Source organism: Trinickia sp. (assembly GCF_051953955.1).
Taxonomy (GTDB): Bacteria; Pseudomonadota; Gammaproteobacteria; order Burkholderiales; family Burkholderiaceae; genus Trinickia.
Genome location: NZ_JBQCIF010000046.1, coordinates 20717 through 45733 on the forward strand (window position 1 = coordinate 20717; position 25017 = coordinate 45733).

24 protein-coding genes are annotated in these 25017 nt (G+C 66.0%); 17 read left to right on the plus strand and 7 right to left on the minus strand.

All coding sequences use genetic code 11. The features are described from left to right. Positions 1-128 precede the first annotated feature (128 nt). The 8 genes from gspG to ACTHNZ_RS09005 all read left to right on the plus strand — a co-directional run bounded on the left by gspG (position 129) and on the right by ACTHNZ_RS09005 (position 6195). Positions 129-593, plus strand: a complete 465-nt coding sequence (gene gspG, locus ACTHNZ_RS08970; protein ID WP_440542176.1) for a type II secretion system major pseudopilin GspG — start codon at positions 129-131, stop codon at positions 591-593. A 60-nt stretch (positions 594-653) separates the two neighbouring features. After that, entirely contained in the window at positions 654-1175 is a 522-nt protein-coding gene (locus ACTHNZ_RS08975) for a GspH/FimT family pseudopilin (RefSeq protein ID WP_440542152.1), read from the plus strand. A gap of 1 nt (position 1176) precedes the next feature. Continuing rightward, a complete protein-coding gene (gene gspI / locus ACTHNZ_RS08980) occupies positions 1177-1578 on the plus strand; it encodes a type II secretion system minor pseudopilin GspI (RefSeq protein ID WP_440542153.1) in 402 nt (133 codons plus the stop codon). Next, entirely contained in the window at positions 1556-2239 is a 684-nt protein-coding gene (locus ACTHNZ_RS08985) for a PulJ/GspJ family protein (RefSeq protein ID WP_440542154.1), read from the plus strand. Before gspI ends, ACTHNZ_RS08985 begins: the two co-directional genes overlap by 23 nt. 2 nt (positions 2240-2241) lie before the next feature. Further along, on the plus strand, positions 2242-3393 hold the full coding sequence (gene gspK, locus ACTHNZ_RS08990) for a type II secretion system minor pseudopilin GspK (RefSeq protein ID WP_440542155.1): 1152 nt from the start codon (positions 2242-2244) through the stop codon (positions 3391-3393). A gap of 30 nt (positions 3394-3423) precedes the next feature. Continuing rightward, positions 3424-4827 carry a type II secretion system protein GspL gene (gene gspL / locus ACTHNZ_RS08995; protein ID WP_440542156.1) on the plus strand — a complete coding sequence of 468 codons (1404 nt, stop codon included), beginning with the start codon at positions 3424-3426 and terminating at the stop codon, positions 4825-4827. Then, complete coding sequence (gene gspM / locus ACTHNZ_RS09000; protein WP_440542157.1) at positions 4824-5345, plus strand: type II secretion system protein GspM; 522 nt, start codon at positions 4824-4826, stop codon at positions 5343-5345. Before gspL ends, gspM begins: the two co-directional genes overlap by 4 nt. A 64-nt stretch (positions 5346-5409) precedes the next feature. Continuing rightward, a complete protein-coding gene (locus ACTHNZ_RS09005) occupies positions 5410-6195 on the plus strand; it encodes a type II secretion system protein N (protein ID WP_440542158.1) in 786 nt (261 codons plus the stop codon). On the opposite strand, the gene ACTHNZ_RS09010 is transcribed toward ACTHNZ_RS09005, so the two are convergent. Continuing rightward, a complete protein-coding gene (locus ACTHNZ_RS09010; protein WP_440542159.1) occupies positions 6183-7694 on the minus strand; it encodes an efflux transporter outer membrane subunit in 1512 nt (503 codons plus the stop codon). The genes ACTHNZ_RS09005 and ACTHNZ_RS09010 overlap by 13 nt on opposite strands. A 244-nt stretch (positions 7695-7938) precedes the next feature. On the opposite strand from ACTHNZ_RS09010, the gene ACTHNZ_RS09015 reads away from it, so the two are divergent. Continuing rightward, positions 7939-9495, plus strand: a complete 1557-nt coding sequence (locus tag ACTHNZ_RS09015; protein WP_440542160.1) for a DHA2 family efflux MFS transporter permease subunit — start codon at positions 7939-7941, stop codon at positions 9493-9495. A gap of 162 nt (positions 9496-9657) precedes the next feature. Here ACTHNZ_RS09015 and ACTHNZ_RS09020 read toward each other — a convergent pair whose 3' ends face one another. The 4 genes from ACTHNZ_RS09020 to ada form a co-directional block, all read right to left on the minus strand. Next, positions 9658-10059: a hypothetical protein gene (locus ACTHNZ_RS09020; RefSeq protein ID WP_440542161.1), complete on the minus strand. Its 402-nt coding sequence runs from the start codon at positions 10057-10059 to the stop codon at positions 9658-9660. Between the two features lie 109 nt (positions 10060-10168). Continuing rightward, a complete protein-coding gene (gshA, locus tag ACTHNZ_RS09025; protein WP_440542162.1) occupies positions 10169-11785 on the minus strand; it encodes a glutamate--cysteine ligase in 1617 nt (538 codons plus the stop codon). A gap of 274 nt (positions 11786-12059) precedes the next feature. Beyond that, positions 12060-12992, minus strand: a complete 933-nt coding sequence (locus ACTHNZ_RS09030) for a DNA-3-methyladenine glycosylase family protein (protein ID WP_440542163.1) — start codon at positions 12990-12992, stop codon at positions 12060-12062. Then, a complete protein-coding gene (ada, locus tag ACTHNZ_RS09035) occupies positions 12989-14104 on the minus strand; it encodes a bifunctional DNA-binding transcriptional regulator/O6-methylguanine-DNA methyltransferase Ada (RefSeq protein ID WP_440542164.1) in 1116 nt (371 codons plus the stop codon). Before ada ends, ACTHNZ_RS09030 begins: the two co-directional genes overlap by 4 nt. A gap of 489 nt (positions 14105-14593) precedes the next feature. Between ada and ACTHNZ_RS09040 the strand changes: the two genes are divergently transcribed. Beyond that, positions 14594-15019: a VOC family protein gene (locus ACTHNZ_RS09040; protein ID WP_440542165.1), complete on the plus strand. Its 426-nt coding sequence runs from the start codon at positions 14594-14596 to the stop codon at positions 15017-15019. A 1-nt stretch (position 15020) separates the two neighbouring features. On the opposite strand, the gene ACTHNZ_RS09045 is transcribed toward ACTHNZ_RS09040, so the two are convergent. Together ACTHNZ_RS09045 and sap1 are read right to left on the minus strand one after the other, a co-directional pair. Beyond that, entirely contained in the window at positions 15021-15575 is a 555-nt protein-coding gene (locus ACTHNZ_RS09045; protein WP_440542166.1) for a YaeQ family protein, read from the minus strand. A 250-nt stretch (positions 15576-15825) separates the two neighbouring features. Beyond that, positions 15826-16170, minus strand: coding sequence for a surface attachment protein Sap1 (gene sap1, locus ACTHNZ_RS09050; protein WP_440542167.1), 345 nt, complete (start codon positions 16168-16170; stop codon positions 15826-15828). A gap of 1157 nt (positions 16171-17327) precedes the next feature. On the opposite strand from sap1, the gene ACTHNZ_RS09055 reads away from it, so the two are divergent. The 7 genes from ACTHNZ_RS09055 to ACTHNZ_RS09085 all read left to right on the plus strand — a co-directional run. Continuing rightward, positions 17328-18995 (plus strand): methyl-accepting chemotaxis protein, encoded by a 1668-nt coding sequence (locus tag ACTHNZ_RS09055; RefSeq protein ID WP_440542168.1) that lies wholly within the window; start codon positions 17328-17330, stop codon positions 18993-18995. A 58-nt stretch (positions 18996-19053) separates the two neighbouring features. Further along, positions 19054-19761, plus strand: coding sequence for an adenylyl-sulfate kinase (gene cysC / locus ACTHNZ_RS09060; protein WP_440542169.1), 708 nt, complete (start codon positions 19054-19056; stop codon positions 19759-19761). Continuing rightward, entirely contained in the window at positions 19751-20785 is a 1035-nt protein-coding gene (locus ACTHNZ_RS09065; protein WP_440542170.1) for a hypothetical protein, read from the plus strand. The genes cysC and ACTHNZ_RS09065 overlap by 11 nt, the downstream gene beginning before the upstream one ends. Positions 20786-20825: 40 nt before the next feature. Beyond that, the gene (locus ACTHNZ_RS09070) at positions 20826-21959 is read left to right on the plus strand and encodes a sulfotransferase family protein (protein WP_440542171.1); all 1134 of its coding nucleotides are present in this window, start codon (positions 20826-20828) and stop codon (positions 21957-21959) included. A 158-nt stretch (positions 21960-22117) separates the two neighbouring features. Next, the gene (locus ACTHNZ_RS09075; RefSeq protein WP_440542172.1) at positions 22118-22912 is read left to right on the plus strand and encodes a sulfite exporter TauE/SafE family protein; all 795 of its coding nucleotides are present in this window, start codon (positions 22118-22120) and stop codon (positions 22910-22912) included. A 174-nt stretch (positions 22913-23086) separates the two neighbouring features. After that, a complete protein-coding gene (gene cysD / locus ACTHNZ_RS09080) occupies positions 23087-24049 on the plus strand; it encodes a sulfate adenylyltransferase subunit CysD (protein ID WP_440542173.1) in 963 nt (320 codons plus the stop codon). A gap of 39 nt (positions 24050-24088) precedes the next feature. Beyond that, on the plus strand, positions 24089-25017 hold a 929-nt coding region (locus ACTHNZ_RS09085; protein WP_440542174.1), incomplete at its 3' end, for a sulfate adenylyltransferase subunit 1.

Here is a 25017-nt window from a genome sequence, read left to right on the forward strand (position 1 = left end):
TTGTAAGGGCTATTCTGAGCTTTGCGAGTTTTGCGAACCCTGACGGGCAGCCCCATTACAATCGGCGGCGCAATGCGAAGCGCGCACGGTGCGCTTCGTCGACCATTCATCGAACGAGGTAGCGAATGATGCAACTCCTGAACCAACGTCGTACCGAAGCCGCCGCCCCGCGCGCGCGGCGCCAGCGTGGCTTCACGCTGATCGAGATCATGGTCGTGATCGCGATTCTCGGCATTCTTGCCGCGTTGATCGTGCCGAAGATCATGAGCCGTCCCGACGAAGCGCGTCGCGTCGCGGCGAAGCAGGATATTGGGACGATCATGCAGGCGCTGAAGCTGTATCGGCTCGACAACGGGCGTTATCCGACCCAAGACCAAGGGCTGCGCGCGCTCATCGAAAAGCCCACGACCGAGCCGATCCCGAACAACTGGAAGGACGGCGGCTATCTCGAGCGTCTGCCGAACGATCCGTGGGGTAATGCGTACCAGTATCTGAGTCCGGGCGTGCACGGCGAGATCGATGTGTTCAGCTACGGGGCGGACGGCAAGCCGGGAGGCGAAGGCAACGATGCCGACGTCGGCTCATGGCAGTAGCGCGCCGCATGTCGCGCACGGCGCGTGCCTAGCATCCGCGCGCTAGCATTGCGCTCGAACATGGCCATCGACGGCGGCATCGGCTCGTCGCGTCCGCGGATCGGTCGGGCCGCGTCAGGTCGCCCTGCCCGCGCTCGCGGCTTCACGCTGCTCGAAATGATGGTCGTGCTCGTCATCGCGGGGCTGCTCGTCTCGCTGGCCTCGGTGTCGCTGCGGCGCAATCCGCGCACCGATCTGAACGAAGAGGCGCAGCGTCTCGCGCTGCTGTTCGAATCGGCCTCGGACGAGGCGCAAGTCCGCTCTCGGCCGATCGCTTGGCAGCCCGTCGGCGGCGGTTATCGGTTCGACATTCGAACCGAGGACGGCTGGCGTCCGCTGCTGCGCGACGATTTATTGCGTCAACGCAAGTGGGAAGGCGGCGTGACGGACGTGACGATCGACTATCCCGGCTCGGACCTCCATCCCGGTCGCCTCGTGTTCGGCGTCGAAAGCATTGGGCGGGCGGTGACGGTCACGCTTTACTCGTCCGTCGGGCGCGCGACGATCACGGGTACCGGCAATGGCCGCTACGAGGTGCGTTGAGATGCGCTCTCCCCGCTTACGCCGCGCCGCGCGCACGCAAGGCTTCACGATGATCGAGGTGCTCGTCGCGCTCGCCATCATCGCCGTCGCGCTCGCGGCATCGCTGCGCGCCGTCGGCATGCTCGCGAATGACGAGGCGGAACTGCACCGGCGCCTGCTGGCCGGATGGAGCGCCGACAACGCGCTGGCCGAGCTGCATTTGACGCGCGTGTGGCCCGAGCTCGGGACGCAGACGTTCGATTGCTCGCAAGGCAATCTGCCGCTGACCTGCACCGAGCGCGTGAGTGCCACGCCGAATCCGATCTTCCGCCGCGTGGAGGTATCGGTGACGACGCCCGGGCGTGCCGGCAACTTGGCTCAACTCGTCACGGTGGTCGCCAATGAGACGAATCGTGCGCTTTGACCGCCAACGTGCCGGACGGCGCCAGCGCGGCTTCACGCTGATCGAGCTGATGGTGGCGATCGCGATTCTCGCCGTCGTTGCGATTCTCTCCTGGCGGGGGCTCGACCAAATCATGCGCGGCCGGCAGACGATTCAGAACGCGATGGAAGACGAGCGCGTGTTCGTCCAGTTGTTCGATCAGCTGCGCGTCGATGCGCGCGAGGCGGCGACCGACGACGAAGTCGGCCAGCCGGCCGTTTCCGCCACGAGCAACGGGCTACAGATCGTGCGCGCGTTCGAATCGCCGGGCGAGGCCCCGCGCCTGCAGGTCGTGCGCTATCAGGTGCGCGATGGCCGGATCACGCGCTATGCGTCGCCGCCCGTCGCGACGCTCGGCCAATTGCAGCGTACGCTGAGCGCGTCGAGCGGGGGCGGCGGCTGGAGCGCGGTGCCGCTCATCTCGGGCGTCGGCAAGATCAGCGCGCGCATGTACGTGCCGAATGTCGGCTGGACGACGAAGATGGGCGACGTCACCAATGAAATCGCGCGCAACGCCAACAATCTGAAGGTGCCGCAGTTCGGCGCGGCGCCGCTCGCGCGCGCGGTGACCGGTCTCGAGGTGTCGATCGGCGCGCCGTCGCTGCACGTGCCGGTCCGGCGTGTATTCTTGGTCGGGGAATGACGATGCGTACGACGATCCCCTCGCTCAGGCAAGCCGTTTTCGGGCGGCGTCTCGCGCCGCGGCGCCAGCGCGGCGCGGCCATCATCAGCGCGCTGCTCGTCGTGACGCTGTCGGCGATTCTCGTCGCGGGCGTGCTCTGGCGGCAGCAAGTGCAGATCCGCCGCATTCAGAATCAGCGTCTGATGTCGCAGGCGCTTTGGGTGTCGCGTGGCGCGATCGATTGGACGCGCTTGATTCTGCGTTCGGAAGCGGATACCGCACCCACCGTCACCTATTTGGGCGGCATCTGGGCCGTGCCGATCGCCAAGACGCGGCTCTCGGATTTTCTTGGCAAGGCGGCCGACAGCGATGCGGCCGAGAGCGCGCAAACGTACCTCTCGGGCTCGATCGAGGACGCACAAGCGAAGTTCAATCTGCGCAATCTCGTCTCGGTGCCGGCGCCGGGCAGGCTGCAGGTGGACGTTACCGAGATGGCGGTATTTGCGCGGCTGCTCACGCTCGTGGGGCTCGACGGCGGGCTCGCGAAAACCGTGGCGCTGCGCATGCGCGCGTCGTTGATGGACTCGGCCACGCGGTTTCAGAGCCCGCTCAGCAACCGGCTCGGCTCGGCCGCCCAGGCCCCGCAGGCCCAGCCCCAGCCGGAGGCCGGCGGCGCGGAAGGCGGCAATGGCGTACCCGCAAGCCCTGGCATGCAAGGCGGCGAGACCGACGATCTCGGCGATGCGCCGCTGCAGTTCACGAGCGCCGATTCGCTGCTGAACGTGCCGGGTTTCACGCCTGAAGCCGTCGCGCGGCTGCGTCCGTTCGTGACCGTGCTGCCGACCCAGACCCCCGTGAATATGAATACGGCGCCGGCCGAAGTGATCGCCGCGCTGGTGCCGGGCATGTCGCTGTCCAGCGCGCAGGCGGTGGTCGCGCGGCGCCAAGGTGCGTTTTTTCGGAACACCGGCGACGTGCAACTCGCTTTGGAGGGCACGAGGGCGCTGGCGCCGAACGCCGATATCAGCCAGATTCCCATGGACGTGACCACGAGCTATTTTTTAGTGCATGGGCACGTGCAGTACGAGCGGGCCGAAGTCGACCGCACGACGCTCATTTACCGCGATCCGCTTACGCATACGACACGAGTCGTGCGCGTGCGCGATCAGCTTTGAACCGGATTGAAAACCAAGAGAGGGCGGGCCTTGAGCACGTTGATCGTCTTACTGCCGCCGCGAGACCCCGCGGTGCCGTCGCAAGAATGGCAGCTCCCGGAGATGCCGTTCATGCTTCTCGACAAGGGTGGGCGAAGGGAACGCGCGGGCCGCGCGGCGCTCGCATTCCTGCCGCGCGCGTCGACGACGGTGCTGATCGTCGCGGCGCGCGACCTGCTGATGCTCGCGGCGACGCTGCCCCCCGTGAAGGGGCCGCGGCTCAAGCAGGCCTTGCCGAACGTCGTCGAAGACTACCTGATCCAAGACGCGCAAACCTGCCATATCGCGCTCGATCCGCAGCCGCTCGCGGACGGCAAGCGGATGATCGCAGTCGTCGATCGCGGCTGGTTCCGCTTCATCGTCGAGGCCTTCAATGCGGCGGGGCATCGCAGCCTGCGAGCGGTCCCCGTGACGCGCTGCTTGCCCGCGCCCGTCGTGGCGCCCGTGGCGGCGCAAGAGCCGGCGCTCGCCGAGACCGGCGCAGCGGCAAGCGAGCCGAATGCCGAGGCGGATGTCGTGCAGCGCGTGCCGTTCGTCGCGGCCGTGCTCGGCACGGTGGCGCAGACGGCACCGGCGATTCTTGCGGATGTGGCGCTGACGGCCACGCCCGAACCCACTTTCGTCGATACCACGGAGCCGCGCGTCGAACTCGCCCTTGCGCGCGGCGAGCATGGCGAAGGCCTGGCCGTGCCGCTTTCCGCGCTCGGCACGACGCTTGCGGCGCTGGCCGGCGACGCGCCCGTGACGGCGTACGAACTGACGGAGCTGCCCGGCGGGGAACCGACGCTGGCCGGCGAGGCGGTGCCGGCGCACGGCGTGCACGTGGGCGTCGCGCCGCTGCCGTTCGAAACGCTCGCGCGCAATGCGCTCGAGAGCCGCTTGGACCTATGCCAATTCGAATTCGAATCGCGGCCCTGGCGGCTCGATCGCGCGACGCTGCGCCGCCTGCGCTTGCCGATCGGGCTCGCCTGCGCGGCGCTGCTCGTGGCGGTGATCGGTGCGAACGTGCAATGGATGATGCTCGCGCGCGAGCGCGATGCGCTCAATGCGCAAATGACGGAGTTGCTGTTGAACGCATTTCCGAAGACGACGGTGGTGCTCGATCCGGCATCGCAGATGACGACCCAGCTCGAGCATTTGCGCGTGGCGGCGGGCGAGATGTCCCCCGACGATTTTCTGTCGCTCGCGGCGCGGCTCGACCGCTCGCTCGGCGGCGTGCCCGTCAACGGCATCGCGGCGCTCGATTACCACGACCACCGGCTCGACGTGACGTTCAAGCCTGACGTGAAGCCCGACCCCGCGTTCGGACAGCGGCTCGCGCAGAACGGGCTCGCCGGCGACATCGATACGAACACCGGCAAGTGGATCATTCGAAACAACGGGGGCGGTCAATGAACCTAGGCACATTGGGCGAAGTGTGGGCCGGCTTCTGGGAGCCGCGCACGGCGCGGGAAAAGCTGTTGCTGACGTGGGGCGGCGCGGCGGTCGCGATCGTCATCGCCTACTCGGTCCTATGGGCGCCGGCGCAGCAAGGCCGTGCGCATCTGCATGACACGCTGCCGGCCATGCAGCGGCAGATTGCGCAGATGACGGCGCAGGCCGACGAGGCGCGCGTGCTTGCGCCCGCCGCGCAAGGCGTCACGCCGACGGGCGGGGCGTTGCGCGATGCGCTGTCTTCGTCCCTGGCTCAAGCGAGCCTTGCGACGACACAGGTGCGACTGACCGGCGAGGCCGTGCAGATCGAGGCGAAGAACGCCTCGTTTCCTGCATGGACGCTGTGGCTCAACGATGCGCGCAAGCAGTTCAAGGTACGCATCGTCGAGCTGCATGCCACGGCGTTGAAGGACGACGGCCAAGTCGACCTCACGGTTGCGCTGCAACCCGCCACGGCGCCTGCGAGATCCGCGCAATGACGGACATGCTCGCAATCGCATGCGCGAGCGGCGCGCCGCGACGGCATGGCGTGCGAGGTTGCACATGAAGCCGTTGTGGCGGCGCGCGTTCGCCGTGCTGCCGTGGCTCGCGATCGCGCTCGTGTCGTGCGGCGTGACGCTCGTCGCGATGATGCCGGCCGCCTGGATCACGCCGCAGTTCGCGAAGGCGACGCAGGGCCACGTCAACTTGGTCCAACCGTCGGGCTCCCTGTGGCACGGCTCGGCCACGCTCGTGCTGGCGGCCGGCAGGGACTCGGGCGCGGGCACCTTGCTGCCCGGGCGCGTGCAATGGGACACGGCTTTCTGGCCGCTGCTCACGGGCCGCTTGAGCATGCGCATGCGGCAGACGCCGGCCATGCCCGACCCGATCGAGGTCGACGCCGCACCGCGCACGGCCACCGTTTCGTCGGGGGAAATCGCCGTGCCGGCGGCTTTGCTGAGCGGCTTGGGCGCGCCGTTCAACACGCTCGACTTGCAGGGCGCGGTGCGGTTGGCCTGGACGCCTTGGCGGCTGCTCGGCTCGCGCGCGTACGGCCAACTCGTCGTGACGCTGACCGACATGAGCTCCCGCGTCTCGCCCGTCAAGCCGCTCGGTTCTTATCGCGTGGCGCTGCAATCGCAAGGCGATTCGTCGACGATCGACTTGTCGACGCTGCAGGGCTCGTCGCTGTTGCTGAGCGGGCACGGCACGATCACCGCGAACTCGAGTTCGTTTCATGGCCAAGCAAGCGCGACCGAGGCGGCCAGCGAAAACCTGGCCGGCCTGCTCAACTTGCTCGGACGCCCAACCGAGCAGGAAGGCACGGTCGCCCTCGACTATTCCCGGTAAGCGGCGCCGTCCTCGCGATCGATCTGTGCGGCGTTCCATCCGCCGCCGAGCGCTTTCACGAGGCCGACCGACGAAACCATTCGCTGCCCGGCCAGGTTCGCGAGCTTTTGCTCGGCGGAGAACGCCGTCGTCTGCGCCGTCAACACGTTGACGTAGGCGACGGTGCCGGCCTTGTATTCGTTCGTCACGATCGCGAGCGCCTGCTTGGCCGAGTCGACGGCCTGGCGCTGAACCACGACCTCCTGCGCGAGGATGCGCTGCGACGCGAGATCGTCTTCGACCTCCTGAAAAGCACCGAGCACCGTCTGCCGATAAACGGCCGCTTGCTGATCGTAGGCGGCGCGTGCGGCCTCGGTTTGCGCGTGGCGCAGGCCGGCGTCGAACAGCGTTGCGGCGAGCGTCGGACCGACGCTCCAGAACCGGGACGGCAGCGTGAAGAGGTTGGATAGCACCGAGTTTTGATAGCCGCCTTGCGCCGACAGCGTCAGCGACGGAAAGTAGGCGGCGATCGCGATGCCGATCTGCTCGTTGGCTGCAGCGGTGCGGCGTTCGGCCGCCGCGATGTCGGGCCGTCGCTCCAGCAGCTCGGACGGCACGCCGACGGGCACCGACGGCGGTTCGGCATCGAGCGGGATCGACGGGATCGAGAACGTGGACGCGGTTTGGCCGACGAGTACGGCGATCGCATGTTCGTCTTGCGCCCGCGCGACGCCGTTATCGATCGCGGCCGCCTGTGCCGACTGCAACTGCGTTTGCGCCTGAATCACGTCGGAACGCGCGACGACGCCTTGCGCGTATTGATTCTGCGTGAGCTTGAGCGCTTGAGCGTAGGCGCTGACGGTGTCGTCGAGCAGCTTTTGCATTGCATCGAGCGCGCGCAGCTGAAAGTAAGTTTGCGCAAGCGTGGCCTGCGCCGAGAGCCGCGCGTTCGCGAAATCGGCGGCCGCGCCCTCCTGCCCCGCTTTTTGGGCGGCGACCGTCCGGCTCACTTTGCCCCATAGATCGGGCTCCCACGACGCATCCAATGCGACGCTGAACGCATTGCCGATGCCGGAACTGGTCCCTACCCCGGCCGAACCTAGCGAGTTGCCCCGCGACGAAAACCGCTGCCCCGACCGAGACGCGCTGGCTGATAGCGAAAGGGTCGGGAAATAGGCCGCGCGCGCCTCGGCCACGAGCGCGCGCGCTTGCCGGTAAGCTGCCGCGTACTGCGCGATCGTTTGGTTCGATTTGTCGAGCTGGTCCATCAACGCCGAAAGCCGGGCGTCGTCATAGACCGACCACCAGTTGCCGCGATCGGTCTGATCGGCCGGTTGGGCCACCTTCCATCCCGCCGGCGTCTCCTTGTACGATGCGGCGCTCGGGGCGCTCGGGCGGTGGTAATCGGGGCCGACGGCGCAACCGGCCAACGCCATGGCCGTCAGCGCGAAGGCGAATGCGGCGGTGAGGCGGGTCTTGCCGCGGACTGCGGCGAACGAAGGATCGGAACGAAGCGACATGCCGGCGAAGGTTTCGATGAAAGTCGCCTGATGGTAGCGCAGCCTCCCCGCCATGATGGTTACGGCAAGTTACCGCCCGGAGCCGGCGCCGGCGGTACAAGGCCATTTATAGGCCTGAACCATCATTGCATAGAAAAATATTGACATAGCAATCAAATATCGAGATAGTGGCGCGCAGTGGAACCGAACCTCCGAGGCGCTGCGGCGCGCGGGTTCGCGCAATCAAAGAACAAGGAGAATACGCATGGCAAATGCGACTTCCGCGGCTGCGCCCCCGGCCCCGGCGCAGCTGACCGGCGGCACACTGGCGCTGCTGACGGTCGGTCTCGCTTTCGGCACGTTCATGGAAGTGCTCGACACCTCGATCGCGAACGTCGCCGTGCCGACGATTTCGGGCAGCCTCGGCGTCGCGACGAGCGACGGCACTTGGGTGATTTCCTCGTACTCGGTGGCGGCGGCGATCGCGGTGCCCTTAACGGGCTGGCTCGCGCGGCGGGTCGGCGAAGTGCGCTTGTTCACGATCTCGGTGCTGGCCTTCACGATGGCTTCGGCGCTGTGCGGCTTGGCCGTGAACTTCCCCTCGCTGATCGCCTTCCGGTTGCTGCAGGGCCTCGTCTCGGGGCCGATGGTGCCGCTCTCGCAGACGATCCTGATGCGCAGCTATCCGCCGGCCAAACGCGGCTTGGCGCTCGGGCTATGGGCGATGACGGTGATCGTCGCACCGATCTTCGGGCCCGTGATGGGCGGCTGGATCACCGACAACTACTCGTGGCCCTGGATCTTCTACATCAATCTGCCGATCGGGCTCATCGCGGCCGCATCGTCGTATTTCCTGCTGCGCGGACGCGACACGGCGACGACCAAGCAGCGGATCGACGCCGTCGGCCTCGGCTTGCTCGTCGTCGGGGTGTCGTGTCTGCAAATGATGCTGGACCTCGGCAAGGATCGCGATTGGTTCAGCTCGCCCTTCATCGTCACGCTCGCGTTGATCGCGGTCGTTGCGCTCGCGTTCCTGCTGGCTTGGGAGATCACCGAGAAAACGCCCGTCATCGATCTGACGCTGTTCAAGGACCGCAACTTTGCGCTCGGAGCGCTGATCATTTTTCTCGGCTATATGACGTTCTTCGGGTCGGTCGTCATCTTCCCGCTATGGCTGCAGACGGTGATGGGCTACACGGCCGGCCTCGCCGGGCTCGCGACGGCGCCTGTCGGCCTGCTCGCGCTCGTGCTGTCGCCGCTCATCGGCCGCAACATGCACCGGCTCGACTTGCGCATGGTCGCGAGCTTCGCGTTTACGGTGTTCGCTGTCGTCTCGGTATGGAACGGCACCTTCACGCTCGATGTGCCGTTCGGGCACGTCATCTTGCCCCGTATCGTGCAAGGCATCGGCGTGGCCTGCTTCTTCGTGCCGATGACGACGATCACGCTGTCGAGCATCCCGGACGAACGGCTCGCCAGCGCGTCGGGCCTATCGAACTTCTTGCGCACGCTGGCGGGGGCGATCGGCACGGCCATCAGCACGACCTATTGGGAGAACGACGCGATCTACCACCACGCAGTGCTCTCGGAATCGGTCAGCGCCTACTCGCAGAGCACGACGGCTTATCAGAACGCGCTCGGCTCGCTCGGCATGGCCGGTGACACGATCAGTGCGCAGTTGAACGCGCTCGTTACCCAGCAGGGCTACATGATGGCGACGAACGATTTCTTCCGCATCTCATGCGCGGCGTTCGTGCTGCTGGCCGCGCTCGTCTGGATCACGAAACCGAAGCGAGGCGCCGGTGCGGCGATGGGGCACTGAGCGCCGGGCCGTGCTGGGCGGCGCGCCCGCCCGGTACGGCATGTCTGCAAGCAACTGTCCACAATCGGCCTTCGGGCCGGGGTCCCGGCTCACCGCCCTGAAGGGCGGGGTTTCAAACCAGAGTCAGGTTTACGATGAAGGCGTGCGTCGCCCCATCTGCGGCTACGGCTGCGCGTGTTCGGCCCCGGTTCTGACGAACTGCTTGAAATCGGAGGCCGCTTGCCAAGGATCGGGGCGGCAGCCGGCGAGCGGACGATCGCAATGGGCGGCGAAGCCGATCGTCGACGTGCCGTCGGGGTTGCGTGCCAGCGTGACCTGAAAAGCGGGTGCGCCGCTGCCGCCCGCGGGGCCGGCTGTCTCGATCGCTTGGCTGGTGTCGACCTGCAGCGGATATCGGGTGTGCGAGGTGACCCATTGACGTGCGCGCTGCCACCAGAGCGTACATTGGTCGGCGCGGCATACGAGCGGCTTCGTCGCGGTCTGCATCGTGTCCGGGCTGACCTGATTCGTCGCGGCACACCCCGCGACGAGCGCGCAAGCAAGCACCGATCCGATCGTTTTCATGCGAGCGCCCTCCTTCGTTTTTCACAGAGGTTCGACGCGCCCCGCGCGCGGACGTTCGCACGGGTTGTGGGTGTGGCCGACGACGGCGAGCCGCCGAGCCCCGCCACCGCTAGACGCTGAAGCGATCGAGCGTATAGCCGCGATAATCGTTGACGAAATCGTCGAACGAGACCCGCGCGTCGCGGCGCTCGAGTTCCGCCTGCTCGCGCAGCGAGTGCTCGGCGAGCGCTCGTGCCGCTTCGAGTGCATCGGCCGCGGGCGGATGTGCGCGGAAATGCGCCGCATGGGCTTCGCTTTGCGCCAAGCCGAATGCGAGGAAGCTCTGGCCGCGCTCACGCATCGTTTGCAGCACGCGCGCCGCGGGCGTCGCGTCGGGGTTCGCCAATTTGGCGCGCTGAGCGGCGACGGCTTGCCGATGCGCATCGCCGCCCCGGACCGCATCGAGCGCCTGCGCCGCCGCCTCGATCGGCTTCATGAGTTCGTCGGCCCAGTCGCGCATGGCAATAGGCTCGCCGTCGCGCGTGAGCATCAAGCCGGGCTTGCGCCCTTCGAGCGTGATGCGGCCGAAATTGGCATTCGCTTCTGCATAGGCCTGCGGCGGCAGCGCCGGGCTATCGGCGAGTGCGCAGACGAGCAGATAGGCATCGAGGAAACGCGCCGTCTCCACGCTGATGCCGTTGGGCTCGAACGGATCGATATCGAGGCAGCGCACTTCGACGTACTGCACCCCGCGCGAGGCGAGCGCATGCAACGGCCGCTCGCCCGAATAGGTCACGCGCTTGGGCCGGATCGTCGAATAGAACTCGTTTTCGATCTGCAGAACGTTGGTGTTGATCTGCACCCAGTGGCCGTTGCGATGCGTGCCGATCGCCTCGTAAGGCGGATACGGCTCGCTGACCGCGCGCGCGAGCGCATCGAGATAACCGGGCAGCGTGTCGTAGTTCGGCTGCAGCGCCGCTTGCGCCGTCGTATTCGAATAGCCGAGGTCGCTCATGCGCAGGCTCGTCGCGTAGGGGCGGTAGAGCGTGCTGTCGTCGAATCGTTCGAGCGCGTGCGGGCGTCCTCGCAAGAATGCTTCGTCGAGCGCGGGCGACGCGCCGAAGAGGTACATCAGCAGCCAATTCGTGCGACGGAAATTGCGGATGAGCGCGAGGTAGCACGCCGATTGAAAATCGACGGCCGTGGCGTTCGTGGGACGCTGCGCATGCAGCAGGCGCCAGACCTCCTCGCTCAGCGAGAAGTTGTAGTGAATGCCGGCGATGCACTGCATCGTGCGGCCATAGCGCAGCGCGAGCCCATGCCGATAGACGTGCTTGAGGCGGCCGATGTTCGACGTGCCGTATTCGGCGATGGGAATGTCGTCATCGGGCGGCAGCCGGCCCGGCATCGATTCGGTCCAGAGCATCTCGTCGCCGAGTTGCGAATAGACGAGACGGTGCAACTCGTCGAGCCGCTCGATGACCTGCTCCGGCGTCGGCTCGGCCGGTGTGATGAGCTCGAGCAGCGCCTCGGAATAATCGGTCGTCAGCGACGGGTGCGTGAGCGCGGAGCCGAGTATGCGCGGATGCGGCGTCATCGCGAGTGCGCCGTCGTTTTCGATGCGCAGGCTCTCCTTCTCGATGCCGCGCAGGCCGTGAGCGAGCACGCCCTGCGCCGCGGGTGACGTCAACACCGACAAACGCTGCGCGAACGCTTCCGACCGGGATGGATTTTGGGTATCTGACATCGAAGCCATGCGCGCGCCACGCCGCACTGCACACGGCGCCTCGCTGCAATTATTTTTGAGTAGCGGGCACTTTAACACCGTGCCGAGAACCTCGCTTGAGGCCAATGTGGGCTTGGCTCGGCACGCGTCGAGGCCGCGGCGAATCGTGTGCGCAGCGCGTGCGCAACTGCAGCGAGCGTGCGGCTGTGCGTCTGCGTCTGTGCGTCTTCGCCCCGCCGCGCAAACGCTCGTTCCGCACGATCGTGCGGAGTGCATCACGCATCGGGAAAACGGGTCATCCGCCGCGTTGCCCGCCCGCACGATCGGCGATTTCGTTCCACAAATGCATTGCCGCATACGCGCGGAACGGGCGCCACGGCTCGGTTCGCGCGCGCTGGGCCGGGGCTCGCTCGAGCGACGGGTCGCGCGCCGCGATCGCCTGCATCAAAACGAGGTCGGTGGCCGGAAACGCGTCGACGTCGCGCCACGCGCGCATGGCGATGTATTCGACGGTCCAAGGACCGATGCCGGGCAGCGCGAGCAATGCCGCGCGCGCGTCGGCCAGCGCCGCGGCCGGGAGGTGGGCGGCATGAATGTCGTCGATCGGCACGTCGCCCGATGCGACGGCGCGCGCAAGCCCTTGCAACGCCGCGACGCGCTTTCCGGGCATGCCGATCTGCGCGAGGTCGGCGTCGGCGAGTGCGGCCGGCGTGGGGAAGCGCCAGGCGGTGCCCGGATGCGGGTGATCTTCGATAGGCTCGCCGGCGCGTGCGACGAGCCGCCCGATCAGCGTCGTGGCCGCTTTGACGCTGACTTGCTGACCGACGATCGCGCGCACGACGAGTTCGAACGCCGACCATGCGCCGGGCAGGCGCAGGCCCGGCGCGGCGCCGACGAGCGGCGCGAGCCATGGGTCGCGCCCAAGGTGCGCACCGATGGCGGCCGGATCGGCATCGACGTCGAACATCGTCGCGACGTGCGGCGCGAGCGCTTGCGCATGATGGCTGGCCTCGCCTTCCACCGTGACGACGAGCCGATGCTTGCGCGGGTGGCGCGCGACGCTCAGCGTGCCGCTGGTGCCAGCCCACTCGATCGCGCGCCGGTAGGTGGCGTGCTCGACCGCTTCGACGCCGGGCGTCGCCCGTCCCGCGAAGAACCGCAGCACGCGCGCCCAGTCATAGGGCGCCTTGAACGGCAGCTCGAAGCTGACAGCGAGTGCGGTGCTCAAGCTGCGTCGTCCAGATCACGGTGCGTATCTGCCGGCACCCCGCCCGGCTCCGCCGCGATGCCGGCGCGTCGAGCTTCCGCTTCGAGCAACGCCGCTTTGCGTGCGAGCCCCCAGCGATATCCGGCCAGCGCCCCGCCTTTTTGCAGCACGCGGTGGCATGGAATCGCGAGTGCAACCGGATTCGACGCACAGGCGCTTGCGACGGCCCGCACCGCGCGAGGAGCGCCGAGCAATTCGGCAATCTGCGTATAGCTACGCGTCTCGCCGTAGGGAATGTTTCGCAGCGCATCCCATACGCGTTGGCGGAACGCCGTCGTGCTGACGTCGATCGGCAGGTCGAACGTTTCGCGCCGGCCGTGCAGGTAGGCATCGATTTGCTCGATGAACGGCGCCATGCGTGCGCGGTCTTCGATGACCTGAGCGTTGACGAACGCGTCCCGCAGCGTTTGCACGAGCGCCGCGCCGTCGTCGCCGAATGCGATCCGGCAAATGCCTTTCCCCGTTGCCGCGACGAGCACTTGACCGAGCGCCGTGGCCGCGTTGGCGTAGTAAACGCGCAACCCTTCGCCCTTCTTCCGGTACGCGGACGGCGCCATGCCGAGTTCCGCGGCCGCGCTGCCGTACAGCCGCGACGGCGAATTGAAGCCCGCATCGACGGCCGCGCGCGTCACGCCTTCGCCGCGCTGCAGCGCCGCCCGCAGCGCGGCGCCGCGTCGGGCCGCCTGGTATTCGCGCGGCGAGACGCCGACGACGCGCTTGAACAAGCGCTGCAGATGGAACGGGCTCACGTGCACGGCTTCGCTGAGCTGCGCGAGCGTCAGGCGTGCTTGGGGATCCGCGTCGAGTGCCGCGCAAGCGCGCTCGACGATGGCCATGTCGCGCGGCAGGCCCTCGGGCCGGCAGCGCTTGCAGGGGCGATACCCGGCGGCGCGCGCCTCGTCGGTCGTGGCGTAGAACGACACGTTTTCACGCCGCGGCAGGCGCGACGCGCACGAGGGCCGGCAAAACACCCCCGTCGTCGCCACGGCGTAGAAGAACGCGCCGTCGGCCCGCGCGTCCCGGCCGACGACGGCATCCCAGCGCTCGGTATCGGTGTCATAGACGGTGTTCATGATCTTCCTCGACAGTGGCTCGGTGAACGATGACCACTGTATGCGTCCTCGCTATGCTCCGCGCGCCGAATGTTGCGCTTCAATTCGCCCAGGGGAAATCGAGGTGCCGGTCCTGCATGATATGCCCCTATATTGCGGTGACGGGGCCCTCGGTGGACCGGCCAGACCTGCTCCGGCTGGGCGAGCGCCACCGTGCTTTCGCGTGCGCGCGAAATCCTTAGTCACATCCGTTATTTTCGGTCATAAAAAAGATATTGCATTGCACCATCGACGTGTGTATAGTTGGAACTGTCTCCTCCATGTCTCCTCCTGATATGGATTCAGCCCGCCTCCTAGGCGGGCTTTTTTTCGTCCGTGCTCCGCGCACCGGTCGAATGTCGCGATAGCTGTCCAGGAAGGACGTACGCGGCCGACTGCCCTACACTGCTTCCATCTCCGCGCTGCCGCCGCATGGATGCGAGCCAGCCGCTCGAAAGGAGGAAAGCCTCGATGAAGCCGACCATTCGTGAAATCGACCACGTCGTCATCCGTGCCGCCGATCCTGCCGCGATGACGCGTTTTTACTGCGAGGCGCTCGGGTGCACGGTCGAGAAGGTGCAGGCCGAGCTCGGCCTGACGCAATTGCGTGCGGGACGCTCGATGATCGATCTGCTGGCCGTCGGCTCGTCGATCGATCGTGCCGATAGCGGCACGCCGGGCAACGGCCGCAATATGGATCACGTCTGTCTGCGTGTGGAGCATTACGACGCCGAGCGGCTCATCGAGCATTTGACCGCGCACGGCGCGCGGCTCGGAGACGAAGGACGACGCTACGGCGCCGACGGCTACGGGCAGTCGCTTTATCTATTCGACCCCGAAGGGAACATGGTCGAATTGAAAGGCCCGCCGGATTCGGCGCGCGTGACGGCGCTCTGATTTACGCGGCGGCAGGCGCCTTCAGCACCGTCCATTGCAGTTCGACGGGATCCGCATTCGCGCTCGTCAGCCACGCCGAGCCGTCCTGCACGGTCAGTTGCACGCGCATCGTGCGTTCGGCCAAGCGCGCGAGTGCGTCGCCGGTCCCTTCCGCGAGCGTGCGAACCTCTAGGTTGCGCAGCCGGTCGACCTTCCCGCGCAATCCGTCCCACCAAATCTGCGATGCGCGGCCGCCGTAAGCGATGACGATCACGCGCTCGGCGCGTCCGCTCGCCTTCGCGAGCCGCCGCTCGTCGGGCTGCCCGACCTCGATCCATGTTCGAATCGCGCCGGTCAGGTCTTTTTCCCAAAGGTCGGGCTCGTCCGTGTCGGATAGTCCCTTGGCGAGCTCGAGCCGTTCTTCGGCGAAGAGCGCAAACGCGGCCAGCCGCACCATCATTCGCTCATCGGTCTCGGACGGATGGCGCGCGATGGTCAGCGAGTGATCGCCGTAGTAATGCCGATCCATATCTGCGATTTGCAGCTCGGCTTTGTAGATCGTCGATTTGAGGGCCATGCGGCTGAGAGATAGGCTCGTCGTTGCGCGAATCGGTCGCGTATCGGTGCGGTGCAAGCTTGCTTGCTTGCGGCCGCCGTCGGCGCGTGATGATAACGAAAAACGGCCGCACCAATGCGAAACGGCTCGGATATACCGAGCCGCCGTCCGATGAATCGACGAGTCAACGAATCATGACGCGTGGCGGACGTACGTGCGCCGCGCTGATTGCCCTTCGTTTCGCGAGCCCGTCTCGGCGACGGGCCATCGCTTACTGCTTGATGAATTCAGCGTGAGTCCAGAGGCCCTCGGTGTCGCCGTTGCTCGCGTTCACGAATTCGACGTCGCGGCCGACGACGCGCACGACGCGGAAGTCGGCATGCTCGGGCGCCGACAAGCATTGGAAGCCCGAAAAGTATTCCTGCATCTTTTGCTGTTCGCCCGCTTGCGCGTGCTGGTAAGCCGAGTCGAGCTTATCCTTCGATAGGCAGCCGTACGCATTCGCCTTGAATTGGAATGTTTGTTGAGGCTTGAGGACATTGTCCTGCGCTTGCGCGACCGTCGCCGCGGCGGTCAGCCCCACGAGCATCAAAAGCATGCCGGCTTGCTTTTTCATATCTGCCTCCATGCGGGTTTTTACGTAGGTTAGCTATGTATTTAAAGGCAATCCAAAACCCGCGTGTTTCAGCGTAGATCATCGGTGAAAAAGCTCAAGAACATCTTGTGTGCGTTTGCAAAAGCGACGGATTGTCGCAGGGCTCCGCGGCGCGTTGCCGCATGCGAAACGACCCCCGCGCGGGCCATGGGCGGTGGGCACGCAGGCCAGCCGTAAGGGTCGAAAGCAGCACGGCGTAAGGCGCTGCGCGCGGCGCGGGGTTTCGTGGGTCGAACGAATTAAGCTGATTAATAAATCTAAAAAGCATTTTGCGGCGCCGCACATAAAGACGTTCTAAAGCAAACGGCGAATACGCGGAATAACGGTTTAGCTACAGGACAAAAAGGGTGCCAGGCGCCGTGCCATGCCGTCGTCCTTCGTTCGTGCGCCGCTTCGTTGGTAGCCTGACGAATGCGCGTGCCCGCACGTAAGCGCGGGCCACGTCGCACGGGCCGCGCAACATGGGTCTAGAATGACCCTCAGGTTCGCGGCTGGCCTGAGCTGGCCTGCATCGTCACGGGAGACTCATCGTGATTGAACGAGTGATTTTGGGCGCGTTTCTCGTGCTGCCGCTACTGATCGTGGCTTTTCTTTTCTCCGACGAGCTTTGGCAGGACCATGTGCGTCAGACGCGCAGCCCGCCACCGCGCCGCCGCGATTGGCGGCATCCTTTGCGCAGTCTGTTGCATCGTCATTAGGCTGCTTCCGGCCGTTCGTTCCCTATCTTGTTTCGCGCTCGGCAACCGGCGAACCGCTCTCGGCGCCGCGCTTGCCGACTGCTCCCCATAGCGCTCGATCCTTACTGTTATCGGTGGCCCAAGCACGCGCTGCACGCCTTGGCTTGGCCGCCGATGGCTGGCTTGCCGTACGCTTGACACAGATCAACACTCGCTTCGCGGCACGGTTTTACCTTGCGCGGTTCGGCCCTATCATTCGTCATACTTAAAAGTATTTGGCCCCCCTCAACTTCCAATCATTTCGTGATTAAAAACGTTTTCATCCCGAAAAACACTTAAGGCCTTCTACGGATATGCCGTTCACGGGGCTTGTCACTGGTGCTCACGGGGTTAGTGCCGGCGGACGTTGAGAGACGTCCTTTTATTAGAGGTTGTGAAGACATGAACTTTGCCCATATGAAGGTGGCGAGCCGCCTTGGAATCGGTTTCGCGCTCGTCTCGTTCCTGCTCGTCCTGGTCACGGCGTTCGCGCTCGTGCGCATGTCCGAGCTCGAATCGTCGATGTCCGCCATCACGGACGTCAATGCCGTCGAGGCCACCTTGGCCAATCGGCTCGATCAAAGCATTTCCAATCGTGCACTTGCCCTGCGCAACCTCGTGCTGCTGCAGGCCGATCAACAAGACCAAGTTCAGATCGAGACCGATCGCTTCGACGCCGAGACGGCCGCCTATGGCGAAAGCCGCGACAAGCTGGCCAAGATGTTCGCGTTGCCGGGCACGACGTCGGAAGAAGTCACGCTGCTGCAGCAGATCGGGCAGCAAGGCGACTTGGCGTTGCCGCTCATGCAGAAGGCGAAAACGCTCGCGCTCGCGGGCCAGCGCGACGAAGCCTATCACCTGCTGCGCTTCGAGCTGCGGCCGATCCAAGCCAAGTGGTGGAAAGACGTGCGCCAGCTCCGCGATCTCGAGCACAAGCAAAGCGAGGAGTTGACCGCCGATGCGAAGACGTCGTATGCGTCGAGCCGCCTCGGCATCATCGGGCTCGCCATCGCCGCATTCATCGTCAGCGTCGTGTCGGCTTGGCTGATCACGCGCGGCATCATCCGGCAACTCGGCGGCGAGCCCGTCGATGCAGCCGACGCCGCGGATCGCGTGGCCGCCGGCGACTTGACCACCGACGTCTACGTCAAGCCGGGCGACAACACGAGCCTCATGCATGCGATGAGGACGATGCGCACGAGCCTCGTCGGCATCGTCAGCCAGGTGCACGTCAGCACGGGTGCGATTGCCTCGGCGGCCGGCCAGATCGCGAGCGGCAACCTCGATCTCTCGTCGCGCACCGAAGAGCAGGCGGCTTCGCTCGAACAGACCGCCGCCTCGATGGAAGAGCTCACGGCGACGGTCAAGCGCAACTCCGAGCATGCACGGCAGGCGAACGAGCTCGCGACGTCGGCATCGCAGGTGTCGGCGCGGGCAGGCAACGTCGTCTCCGAGGTCGTGCAGACGATGGGGGCGATCAATCAAGCGTCGCAGAAGATCGTCGAAATCATCGCCGTGATCGACGGCATCGCGTTCCAGACGAACATCCTCGCATTGAATGCCGCGGTCGAAGCGGCACGAGCCGGGGAACAGGGGCGCGGCTTCGCGGTCGTGGCGTCCGAGGTGCGCAGCCTCGCGCAGCGCTCGGCCACGGCTGCCAAGGAAATCAAGGCGCTGATCAGCGGCTCGGTCGAGCAAGTCGAAGTCGGCAATCGCCTCGTCGACGAAGCGGGCGCGACGATGAAGGAAGTGCTCGACGGCGTCAAGCGGGTGACATTGATCATGGGCGAGATCATGAACGCAAGCGAAGAGCAAGCGACGGGCATCGAACAGATCAACCAAGCGCTGACGCAGATGGATCAGGTGACGCAGCAAAACGCCGCGCTCGTCGAGGAAGCGGCGGCCGCCGCTGAATCGATGCGCGAGCAGGCCGGCGCGTTGGTCGAGGCCGTCAGCGTCTTCAAGCTGCGCGAGGGTGCGCCGAGCAGCGCGGTGGTCCACGAGCGTCCGGCCGCACGCCGCCTCGCGAGACCGGCCGCTGCCGCCATGCTCGCCTATGAGCCGGCTTGAATCGCCTGCGATCGGTTCGGCGGGTCATGCAAACAACGGACACGACGAGGTGTTTCCCATGAGTGATCAGGGGCAAGTTTGCGGGGCGCAGCACGGTCTTCATCGGTTGAGGGGGGACGGCGACGAGGCAGGGTGCGTGCCGAACCCGTCGGCGGGGGCCAACGTCTTCCGCCACGCGGGCGAGTTGTCCGAACGCATGCGGGCACTGCAGTTCGGCCGGCCTCCGGTGACGTTTTGGCTGACGGGCCTAAGCGGTGCGGGCAAGTCGACGATCGCTTTCGAGCTCGAGCAACGGCTCAGGCAAGAAGGGCGTCCATGCGTCGTGCTCGACGGCGACAATCTTCGCTGCGGCCTGAGCCGCGATCTGGGCTTTTCGGAGCCCGATCGACGCGAAAACATTCGCCGCACCGCCGAAGTCGCGCGCATGATGAACGAGGTCGGACTCGTGGTCGTCACGTCGCTCGTCTCGCCGCTCCGAGAGGATCGCGCCTTGGCGCGCACGATCATCGGCGAAGCATGCTTCACCGAGGTGTACGTCAGCACGTCGCTGCAGATCTGCGAGGCGCGCGACCCGAAGGGGCTCTATCGAAAGGCGCGGCGCGGTGAGTTGACGGACTTCACGGGCGTCAGCGCGCCCTACGAGCCGCCGCTCGCGCCGGCGCTGACCATCGACACGTCGGACCTGAAGCGGGGAGGGGCTGCGGCGGTGCTCCATGCCTACCTGACGCGTCACGATTCGGATGAAGGAGATGGCCTTGTCAGCTGAAGCGGCTCCATGCGGCACGCAGGTCGCCTACGACGTATTCAACGGCGACGCGGACGGGCTGTGCGCACTGCATCAACTGCGGCTGGCAAGGCCGCGCGAGGCCCATTGTGTCACGGGCGTCAAACGCGATGTCGCGCTGTTGCAGCGCGTGCCCTGCGAGGCCGGCATCGACGTGACGGTGCTCGACGTTTCCCTCGATGCGAACGTCGATCCGCTCGTGCGGCTGCTCGACGCTGGCGCCAACGTCGCCTATTTCGACCATCACAGTGCGCGTCGGATGTTTCTGCATCCGCGGCTACAGCTCGAATGGGACGATTCGCCCGATGTCTGCACGAGCGTCATCGTCGATCGCACGCTCGGCGGGCGCTATCGCTCTTGGGCAGTCGTGGGGGCGTTCGGCGACAACCTCGATGCGACCGCCCGCAGGCTGGCCGCGGCGCTGGGCTTGTCCGACCGCGAGATTGCGTGGCTGCGGACGCTCGGGCAATTGTTGAATTACAACGCATACGGCGAGACGGTCGACGATTTGCACCTTTCTCCCGAATCGCTTTACCGCACGCTGCACGAGTTCGCCGATCCGCTGGAGTTCATCGCCGCATCGCCCTGTTATGAGCTGCTCGAGCGCGGGTACCGCGAAGATCTGACCTGCGCCGAGGCGCTCGAGCCGTACCGCACATGCGGTGCGGGCGCAGTGTATGTGCTGCCCGACGAGCCATGGGCGCGGCGCATCTCGGGCACGCTCGCGAATCGCCTGGCCACCGAGTCGCGCGACAAATCGTTTGCAGTCCTAAGCATGCGGGCCAATGGATCGCATTGCGTCAGCGTGCGCTCGGCTCGGCCCGATGCATGTCCGGCGAACGTGCTTTGCGAGCGCTTCGCCGGCGGCGGAGGCCGACGCGGCGCCGCGGGCGTCAACGCGCTGCCGGCTGCCGAAGTCGATACGTTCGTCGAAGCGTTTTCCACCTATTTCACGATGATGACGGCGCGCCGCGACGGCCTTTCCGGCATCGTCGAGTCGAAGTAGAAACCAAGCCGCATACAACAAAATCCGAGGGTTCCAATCAATGACTACGAAGCAAAATAGCGCACCGGCAGGCAAGCGGCCTCGCCCGGTGTTGATGATTCCTTTGCGCCGCTGCGGCAGTCACGCGCTGCGCTTGCGCTTGAACTTCAACTCCGATTTCTATTCGCCGTATCCGCTGCATATCGTCGATTTCATGCCGATCGTGCCGCTGTATGGAAACTTGGAAGACGACCGCGCCTATTTTCGGCTGGTGAGCGACGTCGTCGGCTTGCAGGCGGCCAGCATGGTGAAGTGGCCCGGGATCGTGTTCGACCCCGTCGAAGTGTTCGAAGCCATCCGCCATGAGCCGCGCAGCGTGCACCGCGTCGTCGGCGAATTGCTGCTGCTCGCCGGCGAGCAGCGCGGGGCGCGCGTGGTGATGGACAAGTCGCTCGACAGCGTGCACTACGCCGACGAGCTGATGCGCCTGTTTCCCGACATGCTGTTTCTGAATGTCGTGCGCGATCCGCGCGCGCAGGTGGCCTCGATGAACAAGGCGATCATTCACGACTTCGATACGCTGCTGAACGCCCATACGTGGCTCGAAGCGCATCGGGCAGCCGATGCCGTTCTCGCCGAATATCCGGACCGCACGCTCACGATTCGCTACGAAGATTTCCTCGCCGACGAAGAAGCCGTGCTGAAACAGGTTTGTGCGTTCTTCGGGATCGCGTTCGTGCCGAGCATGCTCGATGTTTCTCGTTCGGACGAGGCGCGGCAGTTCTCGCGCATGTCGGCGCTCTGGTCGTCGAACTGTTTCGCGCCGATCGCGGCCAATGCCGACAAGTACAAGAACGTGCTGTCGATGGACGAGATCGCGTTGATCGAAACGCTGACGAGCGACTACATGCGGCGCTACGGCTACGAGCGCATGACGGATGCCACGGCGTCGATCTCGCAGCCGGCATTCGACATGGCGCGGCGCACTTCCGAGCAAGCACGAGCGCACGCTTGGCAAGGGCTCGAACGCACGAACTTCCGCGACTTCGCGCTTCGGCGCCACCGCGCCGAATATTTGGCTGCGGTGCGCACGCGGATGGAGCAGTGCGCGCATGCCCGTGCGGCCGGAAACGACGGCGCGCTCGAGGTGGTGAAGCTCGACGAATTGACGGCAGCGTTCGAAGTGACGGATTGACGATCGAGGCGGGTATCGATGCTCATGCCGCGTCGCTGCGCCACGGGCATCGCATCACGCCGAACCAAGAGCAACGAGACCTGCCGCATCGGTCGGCGCGCACGACGCATGCGCAGTGCCGATGACGGACGGCCATGCAACCTGAGAGAACCAGAACCATGTCCATCGTGGTGACATTGCAGACGCAGCTCGCGCTCGCGTCTTTATCGGGCCTATCGATCGGTTTCGCGCTTGGGCTCGTCGGCGGCGGCGCCGGCATGCTGTCGGTGCCGCTGCTGCTCTATGTCGTCAAAGTCGGCGACCCTCATGTCGCCATCGGAACCACGGCGGCCGCCATTGCCGTGACGGCGCTCGTGAACCTCATCTCCTATGCCCGTGCAGGCCTCGTTCGCTGGCGGACGAGCATGGTCTTCGCCGCTGCGGGCGTGGGCGGTGCATTCGCCGGATCGCGCTGGTCCCTGCACGTGGACGGCGGCGCAGTGATGCTGGTGCTCGCGGGGATCGTCGCGATCGTCGGCGCGCTCATGTTCGCCGGAACGCAGGCGGTACACGGCGGCGTGCTCGTGCAGGCGCAGCCCGTAGCGGGCAGAGGCCTCGCCACCGCGGGGGCCGGCGTCGCCGTCGGAGGCGTAGCCGGCTTCTTCGGCATCAGCGGCGGATTTTTGTCCGTGCCGGCGCTGCATTTCATTGCCCGCGTGCCGATGCTCGAGGCCGTGGCGACGTCGCTGCTATCGGTGGTCGTGTTCGGCGGGACGACAGCCGCCAATTACGCAATGGCCGGCAAGGTGAGCTTGCCGCTCGCGCTCGCACTCGTGGCGGGCGGCGTCGTCGGCGGCCATGTCGGGATGCGCGCGGCCAAAGCCATTGCGATCAAGGGCCCCGCGTTGCGACGCATCTTCGCGGGGATGCTGCTCGTCATCGCCGCTTATATCGCCTATCGAAGTCTCGGCTAGCCGCGGCCAGCGGAGAGAAGGCTTGCGTGAGAGGCTTCGTTCCGAAGCCCGTTCGCCGGATTGGCGTCGTTGGCCCGATTAACCGACTAGCCCGATTCGCCAGATTAGCCCTAGCGTCATTCACCCCATCAGCCCGTTGGCTTCATTCCCTCAACCGAACCGAAGAGATCAATCATGTGTACTGTCCTCGAATCCGCCGGAGCGGACGCCGCCCCCGTCGCCGCTTCGCGCATGGACCACCTCGACTGGCTCGAGGCGGAATCGATCCACATTCTGCGCGAGCTCGTGGCCGAGTGCAGCAAGCCGGCGCTGCTGTTTTCGGGCGGCAAGGATTCGGTGGTCGTGCTGCATCTGGCGTTGAAGGCGTTTGGGCTGGGCGCCAAGCGCAAGACCTCGCTGCCGTTCCCGCTCGTGCATATCGACACGGGCCACAACTACCCCGAGGTGATCGATTTTCGCGATCGCCGCGCCGAGCAGATCGGTGCGCAGCTCGTCGTGGGGCACGTCGAGGATTCGATCAAGCGCGGCACGGTGCGGCTGCGCCGCGAGACCGATTCGCGCAACGCCGCGCAAGCGGTGACGCTGCTCGAGACGATCGAGGCGCACGGCTACACGGCGATGATCGGCGGGGCGCGCCGCGACGAAGAGAAGGCGCGCGCCAAGGAGCGCATCTTCTCGTTTCGCGACGAATTCGGCCAATGGGACCCGAAGGCGCAGCGCCCCGAGCTGTGGAGCCTGTTCAACGCACGGCTGCACAAGGGCGAGCATCTGCGCGTGTTCCCGATCTCGAACTGGACCGAGCTGGACATATGGCAGTACATCGCGCGCGAAGGCCTGGAGCTGCCCTCGATCTACTACGCGCACGAGCGCGAGATCGTGCGGCGCAATGGGCTGCTCGTGCCGGTGACGCCGCTCACGCCGATGCGCGAGGGTGAGACGAGCGAGAAGGCGCTCGTGCGCTTTCGCACGGTGGGCGACATCAGCTGCACCTGCCCGGTGGACAGCGATGCGGACGACGTCGAGAAGATCATCGCCGAGACGGCGGTGACCGACATCACCGAGCGCGGCGCGACGCGCATGGACGATCAGGCGTCCGAGGCTGCGATGGAGCAGCGCAAGAAGCAAGGCTACTTCTAAAGCCAAGCACTCCGAATCATTGAAGACGGGATCGAGAACATGAGTACTGCTCATCAACCGGCAGACCTGGGCGTGCTGCGTTTCATCACGGCGGGCAGCGTCGACGACGGCAAAAGCACGCTGATCGGCCGGCTGCTGTACGACAGCCGCGCGGTGCTGTCCGATCAGCTTTCGGCGCTCTCGCGTGCGAAGAACAAGCGCACGGTGGGCGAGGAGATCGACTTGTCGCTGCTCACGGACGGCTTGGAGGCCGAGCGCGAGCAGGGCATCACGATCGACGTGGCGTACCGCTACTTTGCGACGGCGCGACGCAAGTTCATCATCGCCGACACGCCAGGGCACGAGCAGTACACGCGCAACATGGTGACGGGCGCATCGACGGCGCATGCGGCGATCATCCTCGTGGATGCGACGCGCGTGACGAAGGACGAGGGCGGGCGCACGGTGCTGCTGCCGCAGACGAAGCGCCACAGCGCGATCGTGAAGCTGCTGGGCTTGCAGCACGTCATCGTGGCGATCAACAAGATGGACTTGATCGAGTACAGCGAGACGCGCTTCAACGAGATCCGCGACGCGTATGTGGAGCTGGCGCGGCAGTTGGGTTTATCGAACGTCAGGTTCGTGCCGGTGTCGGCGCTCAAGGGCGACAACATCGTGCAGGCGAGCGAGCGCATGCCGTGGTATGCGGGCGAGCCGCTCTTGGACGTGCTCGAGCAGTTGCCGGTGGCGCAATCGACGGGCGAGGCGCTGCGCTTCCCGGTGCAGTGGGTCGCGCGCCAGGACGGTGCAAGCGCGGACGACTTCCGCGGCTACATGGGCCGGGTGGAAGCGGGCGAAGTGCGCGTGGGCGACGCGATCGTGGTGCTGCCGGGGCAGCGCGAAGCGACGGTGGCCGAGATCATCGCACCGGTGCCGGGGGGCACGGCGCAGGTGGACCGCGCGTTCGCGGGGCAGACGGTGACGATACG